At 47.1% G+C, this 15,494-nt stretch carries 15 protein-coding genes; 6 read left to right on the top strand and 9 right to left on the bottom strand.

The window, feature by feature from the left end:
- Window positions 1-116 precede the first annotated feature (116 nt).
- The 3 genes from ACJJI3_RS07875 (at window position 117) to ACJJI3_RS07865 (ending at window position 2,812) form a co-directional block, all read left to right on the top strand.
- A complete protein-coding gene (locus tag ACJJI3_RS07875) occupies window positions 117-923 on the top strand; it encodes a right-handed parallel beta-helix repeat-containing protein (RefSeq protein WP_444942077.1) in 807 nt (268 codons plus the stop codon).
- A gap of 171 nt (window positions 924-1,094) precedes the next feature.
- Window positions 1,095-1,553, top strand: a complete 459-nt coding sequence (locus ACJJI3_RS07870; protein ID WP_444912725.1) for a cupin domain-containing protein — start codon at window positions 1,095-1,097, stop codon at window positions 1,551-1,553.
- Window positions 1,554-1,945: 392 nt separating this feature from the next.
- Window positions 1,946-2,812, top strand: a complete 867-nt coding sequence (locus ACJJI3_RS07865; protein WP_444942076.1) for a NosD domain-containing protein — start codon at window positions 1,946-1,948, stop codon at window positions 2,810-2,812.
- Window positions 2,813-2,991: 179 nt separating this feature from the next.
- On the opposite strand, the gene pgmB is transcribed toward ACJJI3_RS07865, so the two are convergent.
- The 3 genes from pgmB to ACJJI3_RS07850 all read right to left on the bottom strand — a co-directional run bounded on the left by pgmB (window position 2,992) and on the right by ACJJI3_RS07850 (window position 6,368).
- Window positions 2,992-3,690 (bottom strand): beta-phosphoglucomutase, encoded by a 699-nt coding sequence (gene pgmB / locus ACJJI3_RS07860; RefSeq protein ID WP_444942075.1) that lies wholly within the window; start codon window positions 3,688-3,690, stop codon window positions 2,992-2,994.
- On the bottom strand, window positions 3,690-6,107 hold the full coding sequence (locus ACJJI3_RS07855) for a glycoside hydrolase family 65 protein (protein ID WP_444942074.1): 2,418 nt from the start codon (window positions 6,105-6,107) through the stop codon (window positions 3,690-3,692). The genes pgmB and ACJJI3_RS07855 overlap by 1 nt, the downstream gene beginning before the upstream one ends.
- A 66-nt stretch (window positions 6,108-6,173) precedes the next feature.
- Window positions 6,174-6,368: a hypothetical protein gene (locus tag ACJJI3_RS07850; RefSeq protein ID WP_444942073.1), complete on the bottom strand. Its 195-nt coding sequence runs from the start codon at window positions 6,366-6,368 to the stop codon at window positions 6,174-6,176.
- 101 nt (window positions 6,369-6,469) lie between these two features.
- Between ACJJI3_RS07850 and ACJJI3_RS07845 the strand changes: the two genes are divergently transcribed.
- The 3 genes from ACJJI3_RS07845 to ACJJI3_RS07835 all read left to right on the top strand — a co-directional run bounded on the left by ACJJI3_RS07845 (window position 6,470) and on the right by ACJJI3_RS07835 (window position 10,388).
- A complete protein-coding gene (locus tag ACJJI3_RS07845; protein WP_444942072.1) occupies window positions 6,470-7,729 on the top strand; it encodes an MFS transporter in 1,260 nt (419 codons plus the stop codon).
- Window positions 7,730-7,800: 71 nt separating this feature from the next.
- Window positions 7,801-8,880: a LacI family DNA-binding transcriptional regulator gene (locus ACJJI3_RS07840; protein ID WP_444905658.1), complete on the top strand. Its 1,080-nt coding sequence runs from the start codon at window positions 7,801-7,803 to the stop codon at window positions 8,878-8,880.
- Window positions 8,881-8,990: 110 nt separating this feature from the next.
- Entirely contained in the window at window positions 8,991-10,388 is a 1,398-nt protein-coding gene (locus ACJJI3_RS07835) for an MFS transporter (protein ID WP_444942071.1), read from the top strand.
- 1 nt (window position 10,389) lies between these two features.
- Here the strand turns inward: ACJJI3_RS07835 and ACJJI3_RS07830 are convergent, their stop codons facing one another.
- From ACJJI3_RS07830 to ACJJI3_RS07805, 6 genes are all read right to left on the bottom strand, one after another.
- Window positions 10,390-11,046 (bottom strand): hypothetical protein, encoded by a 657-nt coding sequence (locus tag ACJJI3_RS07830; protein ID WP_413665296.1) that lies wholly within the window; start codon window positions 11,044-11,046, stop codon window positions 10,390-10,392.
- A gap of 194 nt (window positions 11,047-11,240) precedes the next feature.
- Window positions 11,241-12,002 (bottom strand): amidohydrolase family protein, encoded by a 762-nt coding sequence (locus ACJJI3_RS07825; protein ID WP_444942070.1) that lies wholly within the window; start codon window positions 12,000-12,002, stop codon window positions 11,241-11,243.
- A 21-nt stretch (window positions 12,003-12,023) separates the two neighbouring features.
- Window positions 12,024-12,974, bottom strand: a complete 951-nt coding sequence (locus ACJJI3_RS07820; protein WP_444942069.1) for an alpha/beta hydrolase — start codon at window positions 12,972-12,974, stop codon at window positions 12,024-12,026.
- 98 nt (window positions 12,975-13,072) lie between these two features.
- Window positions 13,073-13,795 carry an arsenical resistance protein ArsH gene (gene arsH, locus ACJJI3_RS07815; protein ID WP_444942068.1) on the bottom strand — a complete coding sequence of 241 codons (723 nt, stop codon included), beginning with the start codon at window positions 13,793-13,795 and terminating at the stop codon, window positions 13,073-13,075.
- Window positions 13,796-14,049: 254 nt separating this feature from the next.
- Window positions 14,050-14,550 (bottom strand): P-loop nucleotide/nucleoside kinase family protein, encoded by a 501-nt coding sequence (locus ACJJI3_RS07810; RefSeq protein ID WP_444942067.1) that lies wholly within the window; start codon window positions 14,548-14,550, stop codon window positions 14,050-14,052.
- Between the two features lie 274 nt (window positions 14,551-14,824).
- Entirely contained in the window at window positions 14,825-15,385 is a 561-nt protein-coding gene (locus ACJJI3_RS07805) for a hypothetical protein (protein ID WP_444942066.1), read from the bottom strand.
- Window positions 15,386-15,494 lie beyond the last annotated feature (109 nt).

The following is a 15,494-nucleotide window of genomic DNA, read 5'->3' as shown; positions in this document are numbered from 1 at the left end:
TTCCGTACTTAGTTGCCATTTCTTTAAGAGAAATTTCTTATAGCCCTTTTAGCAAGCTGGATCACACTCTGTTCAGGAGAAGGTCATTATTAACTGATTTTATAGAGGGTAGTAAGATGGCTATATGGCAATTACAAGGTATGAAGTGTACTTTATCTATATTTGCAGGTGCTTTTTGCTTGCTAATATCCGGGCTTGCATCGGCGGTTGATTGTGGTGATACCATTAACACCCGAGAAGTTTTGGATGATGATTTGGTATGTACAGATAATATCGCGATAACCATTGTTGGCCCAACTGGTGGCCTGGATATGAATGGTCATACCATTACTTGTGACAATAATTCTGCAATAGGCATAGATGTTGTCGGTCTTGTGGGGTATTTGGAGGGCGCAGGTACTATATCATTCTGCCAGACGGGCGTTAGATTGGCTGGTGATGGATTTCATAATGTAACCAATATTTCTGCTAACAATAATGACTTTGTAGGGTTGGCGGTATCGAGCGACTTTAATCTAATTACTAATTCAAGTGCTAATGGTAATGGTAATACTGGTATATTAGTTACGGGGCTAAGAAATACTTTGATCTCAAATATTATCGAAAGTAACTTACTAGATGGGATTCAGTTGGATGGTGATGCCCCAAATTTAACCCAAAATTATATATATGATAATAATCGATATGGAATTTATATTGCTGATTCCAGCTTCGGGAACTATAGCCAGAACACCTCTGAGATGAATGGTTCAGTGGGTATCTATATGGAAGCGGATAATCAGTTTTTTAATTATATTCTCAACAATACATCTGAGAGTAACACGGATTTTGACTTGGAAGAACTAAATGCAAATGCGTGTAGTAATACCAATGTTTGGCTTGGAAATACTTTTACTAATGCCAATCCTGATTGCTTAAGGTAAGGATGTCTAAAAGGCTCACCCTAATTTTAACTGGGTGAGCCTGTGTTTAAATTAGTATCTGCTCAAATATTATACTTATTGTTCCATAGGAATTGAATTTCACTGACATATTATGTAGATAATCTAGTATAAATATATTTCTAATTCTAATTTCAAGGTGCTGATCAGTCCATGAAGCCTGATAACTTAATTGATCATCCTGAAGGCGGGAAATTTCTTCAGGTGTTTAAGTCGAACTCAATAGTAACAAGAGAGGATGGGCAGAAGCGAAGCGCATTGACGCATATTTACTTCTCCCTACAGAAAGGTGAAGTGTCGAAATTTCACCGGGTCGAATCTGATGAGATTTGGAACTTATATCAGGGGGACGGCTTGTTTCTCTATATTTGGACTGAGGAGGATAGCTGTTTGCAAAAGATTGAAATTTCTGCAGAGAATAATACATTTTGCTGTGTTGTTCCTGCTGGCGCTTGGCAGGCTGCAGAGCCAATTTCAGGCCCTGTGCTTGTGGGTTGTTCGGTGGGGCCTGGGTTCGAGTTTTGTGACTTTAAATTGATTGATGTTGGAGATCCAATAACAGATTGTATCTGCAAGATAGATCCCTCCCTGATAAGATTTATTGAACAATAGGATTTTATCGATCTGCCACTAGATTATCTAATAGTATCGAGTGGCAATGTTATTTTAGCTTGGAGTTGTTTTCTGCTGATGTCTAGGGCATGAAAACAACCTTCTTGTCTAAATGCTGGTTTCAAAATATAACTGGCACTTATGATGAAAGTTGTGCTGTTTCATTGAGCCAAGTATTGTCGTGATAGCAATGTATTTAATAGTTGTTGGTATTGCTGATTCCCTGGTAACTAAAGAATATCCGCCCCCGTTTTATCAGGCGAAGTAAGGCCCCTTAAGCTGATAACTTTTTCGTTGAGAATAATTTCTCATGGTTGATTCTCAAATTTAGACCAATATGGGTTAGGTCTACTTTATAGGTGGGCATTTATAATTTCGTTTGAGGAGATTTTATGAAAGATAGATACATCAAACGGCCTTCAGGTTTGATTCGTATGTTGTTTGCAGGATGTGTATTGATTACATCCTACGGCGCAAAGGCTGATGTCTCCTGCGGTGATATCATTACTACAGCTGAAGTTCTCACTGAGGATTTGTCTTGTTCATCAGCGTTTGACCTTGCACTGACAGTCGTCGGACCTGGTGGTTATCTTGATTTAAATGGATTTACTATTGAGTGTGATTTTGATGTTGATGGGGTATTTCTAGATGGCACTGGAGCTGTTGTCACTGGGGGAGCTTTATCAAATGGCAAGGTGCAAGGTTGTGGGTTCGGTGTAGAGGCAATCGGAAACGGGGCGCATACGGTGACAGGTATAGCCTTTGAGGGCAATGCCGTTTCAGTGGCTTTTGTGTCAGACAATAATACATTGTCTAACTCGGTAATCTCTGAAACTACGGAAATTGGAGTAGCTATAAACGGCAGTAATTCTACACTTATTGCAAATGAAGTATCTACATCTACCAGTGCTAGTGGAGCTTGGGGGGTGATTCTTCAAGTGGGTGCGGACAGCTCTTATCTTTTGTCGAATATGGTATCTGGTTTTGATCAGTATGGAGTGATTGTTTGTAGTGATAGGAATGTTATCTCGCAAACTGTTGTAGAAGGCAATGGAGTGGAAATTACTAATACTGCAACTGGTGTTTATTTACCGGGAGATACTTTTGTTTGCGATGACGGTCAAGAAGGCAATACCATTGTTAGTAATGAAGCGACTAACAATAATAATGCGGACCTTGGCGATAATAACTTCCCATGTGTGAACTCTTGGGTTGGGAATACGGCTGATGCTGTTGAGGGCGCTTGCTTTGAAAATTAGAGGTTGAATGTCTCTAATAAGCATGGCTGCTACTTTTTACATCTCCAAAGCAATATGTAAGTTGTAGAGGAGTAGCAGCCTTTAGCTATTAATAATGGAATAGCAATTTGGTAGAAAGACTCTATCTGAGCTAAATGCTTGCTCTATAAATAGGCTTTTACTCTTGTGCTTATCTCACTTCATTCGTTAACAGCCAAGCCTTTATTTTGGCGCATACCCGATTCTGCTAGTACTGATAGAAAGAAATCATTTGGCACAAATTGTTCCAGACTGTCCAGCGTATAGTCTGCGTCCTTTAACGAATCTGGATTACCTATGCCTACAGCCGTCATGCCATTTGCGGACTTAATTGCACTGACTCCAGCGGGCGCATCTTCAAAAGCAATGCAAAACTCTGGATCAATTCCGAGACCTTTGGCGGCGGCTAGGAATATACCTGGTGCAGGTTTAGGTGCAGATTTTTCTGGGTCTGCAATAACAGAAAAGCAACGGGATATTCCCAGGGCTTCCAGTACCGCCGGCGCGTTTTTACTCGCTGAGGCGAGGCCGACCGGAATATGCTGAGAATTTAACCATGCGAGCAGTTCACCGGCGCCCGGTAACAAGTCTGCGGGAGAGAGGCTGCGAATTAATTCCTGGTAGCGGCTGTTTTTTCTAGCAGCCAGTGCGATTTTTGCTTCTTCAGTGTAATTGCTGCTTTTTTCCCCGAGAATCACCTCAAGGGAAGCCATTCTTTCCAGGCCCTTTAAGCGCTCTTCAGTATCCGCTGTCCAGGGAAGGTTGAGCCCTTCAGCCAGCTGTTTCCATGCGATTAGGTGGAGACGAGCGGTGTCTGCAATAACGCCGTCGAGATCAAAGATTGCTGCACGATAGATCATCAGGATACCTCCTCCATCGGTGCTATTTGAATGGTTTCTGTTTGCCCTGGTGTCTCCAGGAATAGAATTTGCTTGCCGTGATGAAGGCTGAGCGCTTCGCCTTTCACCAAGGTGTACCTGGCGCTGTAAGAATCGACATCGACTGCGATCGTGCGGCCACGGAATTGCAACCGGAAACGATAGCCGTCCATTCCATTGGGCAGATATGGATTGAAGTTGAGTTCATTGCCGTGCAGGCGCATTCCTGAAAATCCCTGGACCATACACATCCAGGTACCCCCCATGCAGGCAGTGTGTATGCCGTGCTGGGTATTGTTGTGGTGGTTATCCAGATCCATTCGCGCAACTTGCTGGAAGTAGTTCAGCGCTTTATCCGGATACCCAACTTCACTGGCAATAATGCTGTGAATACAAGCGGACAAAGTGGAGTCGTGTGTGGTGAGCGGTTCGTAGAAGTCGAAATCCCGACGCTTCTGCTCAATTGAAAATTCTGAACTTTCCAGTAACAGGCCAAGAACGACATCGGCCTGTTTACAAACTTGGTGTCGATAGATCACCAGGGGATGATAGTGAAGTAACAGCGGGAATTGATCGGCAGGCGTTTCGGCAATATTCCAGCGGGGTTTGTTTAGAAAGCTATCGTCTTGAGAATGTATACCCTGCTTTTCATCGTAGGGCAGATACATGCTTTCTGCGGCCTTGGCCCAGTTATCAATTTCCTGTTTGTCGAGTTGAATACGCTGGGTTAACTCATCGCATGCTGCAGGATCGAATGATTTTAACCACTGTAATACTTCAACAGCATATTCAAGATGGGCCTTGGCCATCAGGTTTGTGTAGAAATTATTGTCAACCAGGGCAGTGTACTCGTCTGGTCCGGTAACCTCATTAATGCAGAACTGGTTGTCGCGAAGTGCGTTGAAGTGGCCAAGCTCCAACCACATACGCGCGCCCTCTATCACGACTTCTGCGCCCTTGTTGCGCAGAAAATCGACATCACCGGTAACCCGGCAGTAATGTCGCACGGCGTAGGCAATATCCGCATTGATATGGTATTGCGCAGTGCCTGCCGGGTAATAGGCTGAGCACTCCTCACCGCCGATGGTGCGCCAGGGAAACAGTGCTCCCTTTTGAATCGACATTTCCCTCGCCCTTTTTCGTGCGGCATCGAGGATTGAGTAGCGGTATTCCAGTAGACCGCGCGCTAATTCGGGTTGGGTGTAGAGGAAAAACGGTAGTACATAGATTTCTGTATCCCAGAAATAGTGACCGTCATAGCCGTCACCGGAAAGTCCTTTGGCTGCAATATTGGTATTGCCATCCCGACCTAGGGATTGGAACAAGTGGTACTGGTTGAAACGTATTCCCTGCTGCAGGGCATCATTTCCACTGACCTGAATATCGGACTCAAGCCAGAAGTTGTCCATTTGGGCACGCTGGGTTTCGATATGGTTCGCAAAACTTTTAGCCGCACAGCGCTCCAGGTAATGATGCAATTCGCCAGCTGATATCGGCTCAGCATTTTGCTGTGCAAAGTAAGCGACGTACTTGGTTAGGCGAATAGGGGTGTTGCGGCGGGCAGCAAAGCGATAGTCAACCGAGACGCAGTCTTCACTGCGGAGGTTGTTGGACGTGTAATCGCTGTCACTCTCACAAAGGTGCAGGGCTGCGCATCGTATAGAGAAGCCACTGCTCTTAACGGATAGAGGCAGGGCCAAGTAACCATCTTCAGCTGTATTTTCCAGCCATTCGATATCTCCCCGGTCAATAGGGGAGGCAAGGCGTGGGTCCTCACTGCGTTCTGCCTGGGCAAGGTCACCATCAAGGCAGGATTGCAGGTGTACCTCTCCGTCAAAATCGATGGGAGTGAGTTCCAGTTGCAGAGCTAATAGGTTTTTCTCACTGAGGGAAACCAGGCGCTGCACTTTGAGTTCAATGGTTTTTCCTTTTGGGGAGCGCCAAGTGAGTTTTCTCTCGCTGAACCCCGCGGCCATGTCCAGCCGGCGCTCGTAATTGAGTAGCTCGCCTTGGGCGAGACTAAAGCGTTCTCCATCCAAGCTGATATAAATGGTCTTGCCGTCGGGAACCGTCAACATCCTCTGGTTGTTGCGCGCGTAGCCATAAGCAGACTCACCATAGGTGATAGGTTCGCTGGCGTAGACTCCATTTAGGTAGCAACCATCTGTAAAGGGTTCTGGATCGAAACCCTCCTCAAAGGTACCGCGCAAGCCGATATAGCCATTACCGAGGGAGAATAGGGTGGCATTGAGGCTGTAATCTTCGGGCTGGAAGGTGTCCTCCACCAAGTCCCAGGGGTGGATCTTGTGTTTGATTTGTTGTTTTTGCTTCATACCACTTTCACTGGATTGGAGATTGGGTTCTAGGGCCGGGTCTGCTGGGCCTCCGGCTACGGGCATTCAGTCTATCCGTAGTTGATGTCTTTTTGCAATCGATTGCAAATCTAGGGTTAAGCCTGGCTGTTACTAGAATATAGACCTGATTTTCATTTCCGAAAAGTCTGTAAGTTGCTGAAAAATAAAGGTTATTTTCTTTTGCTGGGTCAACTGCCAGTTGATTTGTGACTGATCGGCATAAGACATTCCCAAATTTTCATTGGTTTTTATGCAAACGATTGCAATGTTTTGCCTGACTGATACATACTGGGTATCTTCAGGCATTGGGGCGGAGTCGCCTTTCTCCACAAAGTCTGGGTAAAAAATGTACAATAACAGGTTGGTACGGCTGACTGCCTAAACCACAGAGCCAGATAGAATCCACTATGAAGAATCAGCGCATACTCCTATCTCTATTCGCTATCTACTTTGTCTTTGCCATTTTGTTGAACAGCGTGGGTACTGTGATCCTGCAGGTAATCAATACCTATGGGGTGAGTAAGTCTGCTGCGAGTGTGCTGGAGGGATTCAAGGATATCCCCATCGGTATTGTGTCTTTCCTGATTGCCTCCCAGCTTCCCCGACTGGGGTTTAAGCGGGCGATGCTGGCGGGGTTGGCAATCGTCACCCTGGCTTGTACAGCTATGCCCCTGTTACCCGGGTTTTGGACGGCGAAGTTACTGTTCTTGTCCGTGGGTGTTGCGTTCGCATTGGTAAAGGTTGCCGCATACTCCACCGTGGGATTACTAGCGCAGGGCCGCAGCGCACATGCGAGCCTTCTAAACACCCTGGAGGGGGTGTTTATGGTGGGGGTTCTCAGTGGTTACTGGCTGTTTAGCGCTTTTATTGATTCATCGAACCAAGGGTCGACTGCCTGGCTCAATGTCTATTGGGTGTTGGCGGTGGTCTGTGTGATTGCATTTGTATTGCTCTGGTGCACAGAGCTGGATGAATCCGGGGCGCGAATCGAAGAGGCTAGCCCGAAACAGGACTTTATCGCGATGATAAAGTTGATGGCCAAACCCCTGGTATACATCTACGTGATCTCCGTATTTTTCTATGTATTGATTGAGCAGGGGATAGGAAGTTGGTTGCCGACCTTTAATAATGAAATTCTTAAGCTGCCCGCTGCAATGAGTGTTCAGGCTGCAAGTATCTTTGCCGCAGGGCTGGCGTTGGGGCGACTTGGTGCCGGTGTGATGATGCGTAAAGTACACTGGTACCCGATGCTGAATGTGTGCTTAGTTGCGATGGGAGTACTGGTGGTCGTTAGCTTGCCCCTGGCGAGTAATATTGTGGCGAATCCCGATGTAAACTGGCTTAGTGCCCCAGTTGCGGCTTTTGTTTTACCGCTGATTGGCTTGTTTATGGCACCAGTGTATCCAGCTATCAACTCTGTGATGCTCAGTTCATTGCCCACCCATCAGCACTCTGCAATGACAGGTTTACTGGTGATTTTTTCTGCGCTGGGCGGTACAACGGGCTCCCTGATTACCGGGTCGGTTTTCGAGGCTTTTGATGGCCAGGTGGCTTTCTACTTATCCTTAGTGCCCATCACAGTGATTCTGATTACTCTGTTCTTTTTCCGTCGCTCCGTAGAGCGGGGGGATGAGACGCTTGAGGCCTCAGCCCCCCTGGCTGGGTAGCGGGGTGGTTTTACAAACTTGGGCGACGGGCCTAAGATGGCATTTTTCCCGCGAACAAGGTGAAGTACGCCATGCCCAAGGGGTCCTCCTCTCCCGTTTCCATGTCCGATATTGCTCGGTTGGCGGGAGTTTCTGAATCTACTGTTTCGCGAGCGCTGAACGATAATCCATTGATTAACGAAAAGACTCGCGAGCGTATTCAAAAAATCGCGAGCTCCATGAATTACAAAATCAATGAGAGCGCGCGAAACTTACGCCTGCAACGCAGCCATACAATTTCGGTTGTGATTAATACGGGGCGCAGTGGCGGCCAGACATTTTCTGATCCATTTATGATCGATATGATTGGTTCAATTGCTGATCGCCTTGCGGTGCATAAATACGATTTACTGTTTTCCAGCAGTATCGCCAGCCGCTCGGATTGGCATTCTTATCTGATGAGCTCCAGGCGGGCTGATGGCGTTATTGTGATTGGCCAGGGGGTGGACGATACCCCACTTCGTGATCTGCAGCAGCAGGGGGACCCTCTTGTTGTCTGGGGAGGGACCTCAAGGCAGGGGGCCGAATATTGCATCGTCAGTAGTGACAATCAAATGGGTGGGCGTCAGGCCACAGAGCACTTAATGAACTTGGGGCGGCGGCGAATTCTCTTTCTCGGCGACACGGCTCACCCGGAGGTCAATGGGCGCTTTGAAGGTTACTGTGCCGCGCTCAATGAAGCTGATCTGTCTGGCACGACGAGGCAGTTGACCGCCGGCTTCTCCAGTGAAAGTGGTTATCAATCCATTATCGACCTGGTTGCGCAGGAAGGGCTTAGTTTTGATGGCATTTTCGCCGCCAGTGACAGTATCGCTATGGGGGCGATAAAAGCGCTACAGGCCCGTGGCTATAAGGTGCCGGAAGATGTCGGCATAGTGGGTTTTGACGATATCCCAATCGCCCCGTTTTTTACCCCTCCTCTGACAACCGTTCGCCAGAACATCCACCGAGGTGGTGAATTGATGGTGGAGAAAATGATGGAACTCCTCTCTGGAAAATCGGCGATGCCAGATGTACTACCTACCGAGTTGGTCGTGCGGGGTTCTTGTGGTGCCAATCCGGATTACCAGCCTGTAGAGGAGTTCTTTCAAGACACTTCAGGTGAGCGTTAGTCGCAGGCTCTCACCATTTTGTTTGCCAACAGGGGCGTAGTTAGTGTCCCTGCCGTTTCCCGAGTTTGAGCCACACTTGTAAAACCGAACTCTGTGGCTGGACTCGAAACATGGTAGATGAGAAAACTAAACTGACCAGAATTCAGGTACTGGGACTGTTTGCCCTAAGCTTGGCAATTTTTCTGATCGGAAATGACCTCACTGCGTTTTCCGTAGCAATTCCAGCCATCGAAAAAGACTTCAACTCCAATATCACCACCACCCAATGGATTATCAACGGCTATACATTGGCTTTTGGGGTACTGCTGATCTCGGGCGGGCGTTTGGCGGATATGTTTGGCCGGCGCAAAATCTTTTTCATCGGCATGGCCGCCTTTGCATTTTTCTCCCTCCTCGGCGGTATAGCTACCAATATTCCAATGTTGTTGGCGGCGCGGGGATTGATGGGGATCGGTAGTGCCCTTATGTGGCCGGCAATCCTGGGGCTGATCTACGGGATGTTACCGGAGGACCGCTCGGGCTTTGCCGGGGGCTTGGTGATGGGCATGTGTGCCGCTGCGAATGCAATTGGTCCGGTATTGGGGGGCATTCTTACAGACTTATTGAGCTGGCGCTGGATTTTCTTTATCAACTTGCCGGTGGCTGCATTGGCATTTTGGGTCTGCTGGAAGGTTATCCCGGATGACACACCGGAAAATGTCACCGAGCGCATTGATTACGGTGGTGTAATCACCCTGACCACATCGCTGTTTTGCCTTCTACTGGCGCTGGATTTAGTCGTGGATATCGGCTTTAAGAGCCCGGTGATTATTGTCTTGGCACTAGCCACCTTGCTGTTTATGGGGGCGTTTATCCTGGTTGAGCGCCATGTGGGCAGAGATGCGTTAATTCCCGTAGATGTAGCAACGAATCACGGTTTCTTTGCCGCAGGTATAGCTACCTTGTTGCTGTCTGTGGTGTTCTTTGCAGCCCTTGTATACGTTCCCCAATACTTGAGTAAGGTCCATAATCACTCGGCGATGTATTCGGGAATGGGGCTACTTCCTATGATGGTCTCATTTGGTTTGGTGTCTTTTATTGCCGGTGGGCTCTACGAAACGCTCGGTGCAAAAACGATTGTCTCAGCGGGCACCATTGCCATGTGTATCGGTATGTTTATGCTTTCTCATTTACATAAGGAAACAACTTTTTTGCAAATGGTACCGGGACTGGTGGTTCTCGGGGCGGGTATTGGCCTGTTTTATTCTGCTATTACTACTGCCGCAATTACGGTTGTAGCGCCGGAGCGAGCGAGCTTGGCGGGAGCAATTCTCTATATGTTCCAGATTGGTGGGGGAGCAATAGGCTTGGGTATGAATACCACAATTGTGGCAATGGCTCCCGATATTTCTACTGGGATCAATCGCGCTTTTACGGTTAATGCCTATCTGGCGATGGTGGGACTGGTGGTGTGCCTTTTATTTGTTTCAGGAAAGCCAGCGGATAAGACTCCCCTGTCTGAGAAATGATTTATTGCTCGCTTAAATTTCTATTGCCTAACTCTGCAAAATTCACGTTCGTGATGATGCCATCAGTATTGTAACTGAGAATCAATACTTTTTGATAAGAGACCGGTTGGAAAATAGCCTTATTGGTTTGGCTATACATATACACTTTGGCTTTCTCGGATTTATTGCTGATCAGTGGGTACTGATATTCGCCGGAGGGTTTGCCCAATAAATCCAGAGCTTCGAGAATACTGGTTTGGCCTTCGCTGATAAGTGGTACTTTTGACTCATCAAAATCGGTGGAATCTTCAGCGAGAGAGCTGACAAAATCCTGCCCAACTAATTTATCGTTATAAAAGTAGAAACCCTGGTTACGGGTGCCGCTAATATTTTCGCTAACCGCCTTTTTGCCAGTAGTGGGGTAAGCATAAGCGAGTGTTAAAATTTGTTGGTTGTTTTTTACAAACATGCCTTTTTCATAAGGCTTACCGAGCTTCTCTTTAATGGATTGCTCAGTATCCACGCCTAACGCTACCTCTTTTTCTCCCAGGGGTTTTGTGCCAATACCGGTACATCCAGATAGCACAAATAGGGAAAAAATAACCGTTACCAGTCCTTTCACTACAACCTCCTGCACTGTATCTTCCAGGTTCCCTGTGGCCTGAAATATTCGGCGCATCCTACAATTCGCATGTTTTAATTGCCAGTGATTTATAAAGATGATCGATGACCCGAGATTACACTGCTGTAGCATGAATTGAGTGGGTATAGAGAAGTGCACGAATTTAGGCATATCCTGCGCTTTTAGAAAATACAGCGTAGTGAGTGACAGCAGAAGAAGAACTCAGTTCCTGATACTGCCCCCTCATTCCATTATTTTTTTAAATAAAATTGATAGGCATTTTTTACCAGGACATTTTCTGCTTGTGCTTCATCGAGGGTGTCGCGAATTAACAAAATATCTTCAGGTTTGAAGGGGCGAGGTGCCCTGGTAGAGGGAAGATCGGAGCCAAACATCAGGCAATGTGGGTTGGCCTGATAGAGGTCGACAATTGCCGCTGCGGGGTCGAAATCCAGGCGGCCAAAGCCGCTCGCTTTTACCTTTACCCCTTTTTCTGCCAGTTTGAGCAAGGTGGGAAAACCCTGCTTAGTGATTCCCATGTGATCGATAGAGGCGGCTGGTAACGCGATCAATTTACTATAGAGAGGGGTTAATGCAGAGGCTTCAACGTATAGTTCGACATGCCAGCCTGCCAAGTCAAAAACTCGCTGGGCAAGGGTATCGATAAAACCGATCTGTTCCGAGCCACCCCGTACCAAATTAAAGCGCAGGGCTCTGACTCCATGCTTGTGGAGTGACAAAATGGTGTTGTCGGGAGTGCCGGCGGATAGCTGTGTGACCCCAACATAGTTTTTGCCCAGCTTTTCCAGGGCATCAATAAGGTAGGTTTGATCCTGTTTTTGGAATGAGCCGGAAACTACTGCGCCCCCCACTAGCTGGTAGTTTTGTAACTTGAGTTGATAGTCATCCACGGTGAATGTTGGCGGCAAGTAGCCGTGATTTGGGAATAGGGGGAACTTGGGATTTATGATGTGGAAGTGACTATCAAATAGTCTCTGTTTTTGCTGTTCCATAGTCGGGTGTACCGTGCTCGCTTAGATTTCCTGGATGACTCTCACTCGATCTGCAAGAGCGCGCTGTGAGACGGGAATGTCCGGGGCGAATAGCTCCCAAGAGTGAATCACGCCAGGTCGAACATGGAGCTCTGTACTAACACCGGCATCGGTGAGTAATTGGGCGAATTGCATGTCCTCATCGCGAAAAATATCTAGTTCGCCAACATCGATAAATGCTGGCGGTAGACCCTTGGCATCTTGCAGGCGGGCAGGGGCTGCATGAGGACTGACCGCAGTGCTGCCCACTTGATTACCCAGGTAAGCGGTCCAGCCGGTGAGATTATCTTCATAGGTCCAGATAATAAATGGCAATAACTCAGGATCGGGAGTAACCGTCCTGTCGTCCAGCATTGGGTATAACAATATCTGCCGTGCCAGGGACGGGCCTTTTTTGTCGCGAGCGACAATTGTCAGGGCTGCAGCCAGACCCCCTCCGGCACTATCTCCCATGATGCCAATTCGCGTGGGGTCTATGGAGAGTTCCTGTGAGTGCTGTACTAGCCAAATGAATGCCCGATAGCAATCATCAATCGGTATAGGGTAGGGGAACTCCGGAGCCTTTCGGTAATTTACTGATAAAAATGGCACGCCGCTGGCAGCTACATATTTGGCGATGACCAAGTCGTACCGTGAGATATCGTGGCAGATGAGCCCACCGCCATGAATGTAGAGAATGGCGGAGCCTGGCTTGCTATTCTCCTTTTGGTACCAGCGTAACTGGATCTCCTCTTGGTCTGAACTCTTTAGGGTAAAGTCCCGAAAAGACACATCTGATGGAAAACTGCGACCCTGAAATAGTGCTTGAGTGACCACGGCTCCATTCTTACGGCGAGTATCCACATCCCCAATAGGCGCTTCTGCCAAGGTATCCAGCAAGTCGCCAAACTTGCCAAGGGCGCTTGAAAAGTCCGGGTCCAGGGAAAAGCTCATTGACGAGATCCTTATCGGAGTTCCTATCAGCTAGTGGTCCATAGCTAGATATGGACCTTTGCTAAATGTGGACCTTCGGCAGCGAAATGCCAATACTTTTAGCTGGGTTCTGCGACACCGCTTTCAGCCACCAAGGTCTGAATAGATGTTGTCGAAGCTGACTGCAACTCTGATTTGTTCTCGCTGTACCGCTCGGTCAGATAGTTGCCCTGTCCACGCAACAAAATGGTGGTTTTTACCAGCTCTTCCAGAACGTCAATCACCCGGTCCCGGAATGGGGAATCTTTGAGGTGTCCTTGTTCATCGAATTCCTGCCAGGCCTTGGCAATAGAGGATTGGTTGGGAATCGTAAACATGCGCATCCAGCGGCCGAGAACCCTCAAATTGTTGACGGTATTGAATGACTGTGAGCCACCGGAAATCTGCATGACCGCCAGGGTTTTTCCCTGGGTTGCCCGGCTCGCAGATTGGTCCAGTGGTAGCCAGTCGATCTGATTCTTGAAAACGGCAGAGACATTTCCGTGTATTTCCGGGCTAATCCACACTTGACCCTGGCTCCAGGCAGACCACTCGCGCAGTTGCTGCACCTTGGGGTGATCCTGGCTGGTGCCGTCGTAAAGAGGGAGGTCGACAGGGTCAAACAAGCGAACCTCAGCACCAAAATGCTGCAATATTTCAACAACCTGGTTGGCCAATAGACGCGAAAAGGAGTTGGGTCTCAGGGATCCGTACAACACCAGAATCCTGGTAGGGTCACCATTGGGAGGGGAGTCCACCAGGCGATTAAGAATATTGATGGGGGTGTGGTTCGGTAGCATCATGAGTTACCTCCAAATTTCTATATTTCTATAATAATCGAAATATAGAGCAAAGCAAAGGTACATCAGTCTCAGTCGGGCCTTTCTGAATCCGCTTGGAACCGGCTAGTCGAATAGCGGGTTCACAGGGAGTCAAAATACTGAGCCAGCATCGAGACTTAGGCTTCCTTTAGTTTCTCCAACACTGGAGGAGATAGCGCAAACGGAAAGAGAGTCCAGTAGAGGTTACTCCCAATTATTAGAGGGAGTGGGTACGTTTAAATGCCTCCCTGATGGACTACCTCAATATTGAATCCCTCTGACTGGCAAGGTTCTTCAAAGTACTTATTAACTTGTTTGAAGGTCTCAGGGGTATCAAAGGCGGCTCGTTCTGGATGTGATTTTTGCCTTTGGGCAATTTGCTGTAAACATAATTTATCATCGGCTTTAAGATAGATTAATTGATGGGGAAAGAGGTTATCCAGAAATATCTCTTTGAACCAAGATCTTTGTTTTCTTGTATTGCCGGGAAAATCCAGTACTACCGAGATGCCACTCCTCAAGATATCCTGAGTATGTGACTTGATCATTGGTTTTAATCTTGCAGAATACTCTATGTAAGTGGAGAGTGAGCAGATCTCATGGGGATATAAATTAGACAGCCACTCATCTTCGGAAATAAGAATAGCTCCTGTAGTTTGTGCTATCTCCGCAGCTTTTGTACTTTTTCCTGCGCCCATCTTTCCACAAAATAAAAAGAGCATTCCGTTTTCTTTCACAGTTCTTCCCTATTAATCTGATTAGAGAAAATTTCGACTATGGGAAAATAATGCCTGAAACTTTATGCTTGGTAAATAGTGGCAAAGGGAGCTCATGAAGTGGCGATTTAGCTAAGCATCAGGGAAATACCAGACTTGCGGTGGCCGAATATGCTTGAGGCCATCTAGATGGCTAGTATTTAAGTCGTGGGAATCTTTACTGCCTTAGATGCTTATATTCAGCCCAAAGGTGAGCCTGATATAGGTATTTCTTCTCTATGCAACAAGATACCGATTAACTGCGGCATTTGACAAACACCATTGAGTTTAACCAGCTTTTATCGGCGTCAAAATCTTTGATCAGGGGGGCTTCAGTAACGCCTGTAAATTTTCTTAACCCATGGGAAATCATATAGCTTGGTATATAGGATGGCGGCTTTGCGGCTGTCAAATAGTTACAAACTTCCAGCTTCCTTGCGCCGCCCTGATCAAGAGAGTTAATGCTGGAGAATAGCTTTTTTCGATCTCCCTCTGGCATCGAATTAAATTTTTTATTGAAAATCACTCTTAATACATTGTGCCCGGTTTTGTCGCTAACCCTCTGTGTGTCGAAATAAGCAAAGGCACTGGCAACCATTAACAGCTCAGCTGCCTCATCAAATTTGGATTGTTCGGTACATGTTTTGGCGGCAGAAGTAATATCTGTCGGTGAATGGGTAGATTGTACTGATGTGGCACTGATACATCCGAGAGGCGAAGTGGCTTGACTATCCTTACTGACATAGTTGTTGGCTTGCGCGCCTAAAACAAATGCGGCGAGCAGAAGAGCAAGAATTGGAGGCAGGATTTTGCTCATGATTCGAATTTCCTTTCCTTAGTGCCTCCTTAATCATAGACGCCGAAGTGCCAGTATTATCTCAACCACCTGAGAAATTTATTCGCCAGTTGGAGTGGGTTTTAGTGAG

Source organism: Microbulbifer maximicatervae (SeqCode) (assembly GCF_052466985.1).
The sequence above is the reverse complement of the archived record's forward strand: the minus strand, read 5'-3'. Positions and strand labels throughout refer to the sequence as shown.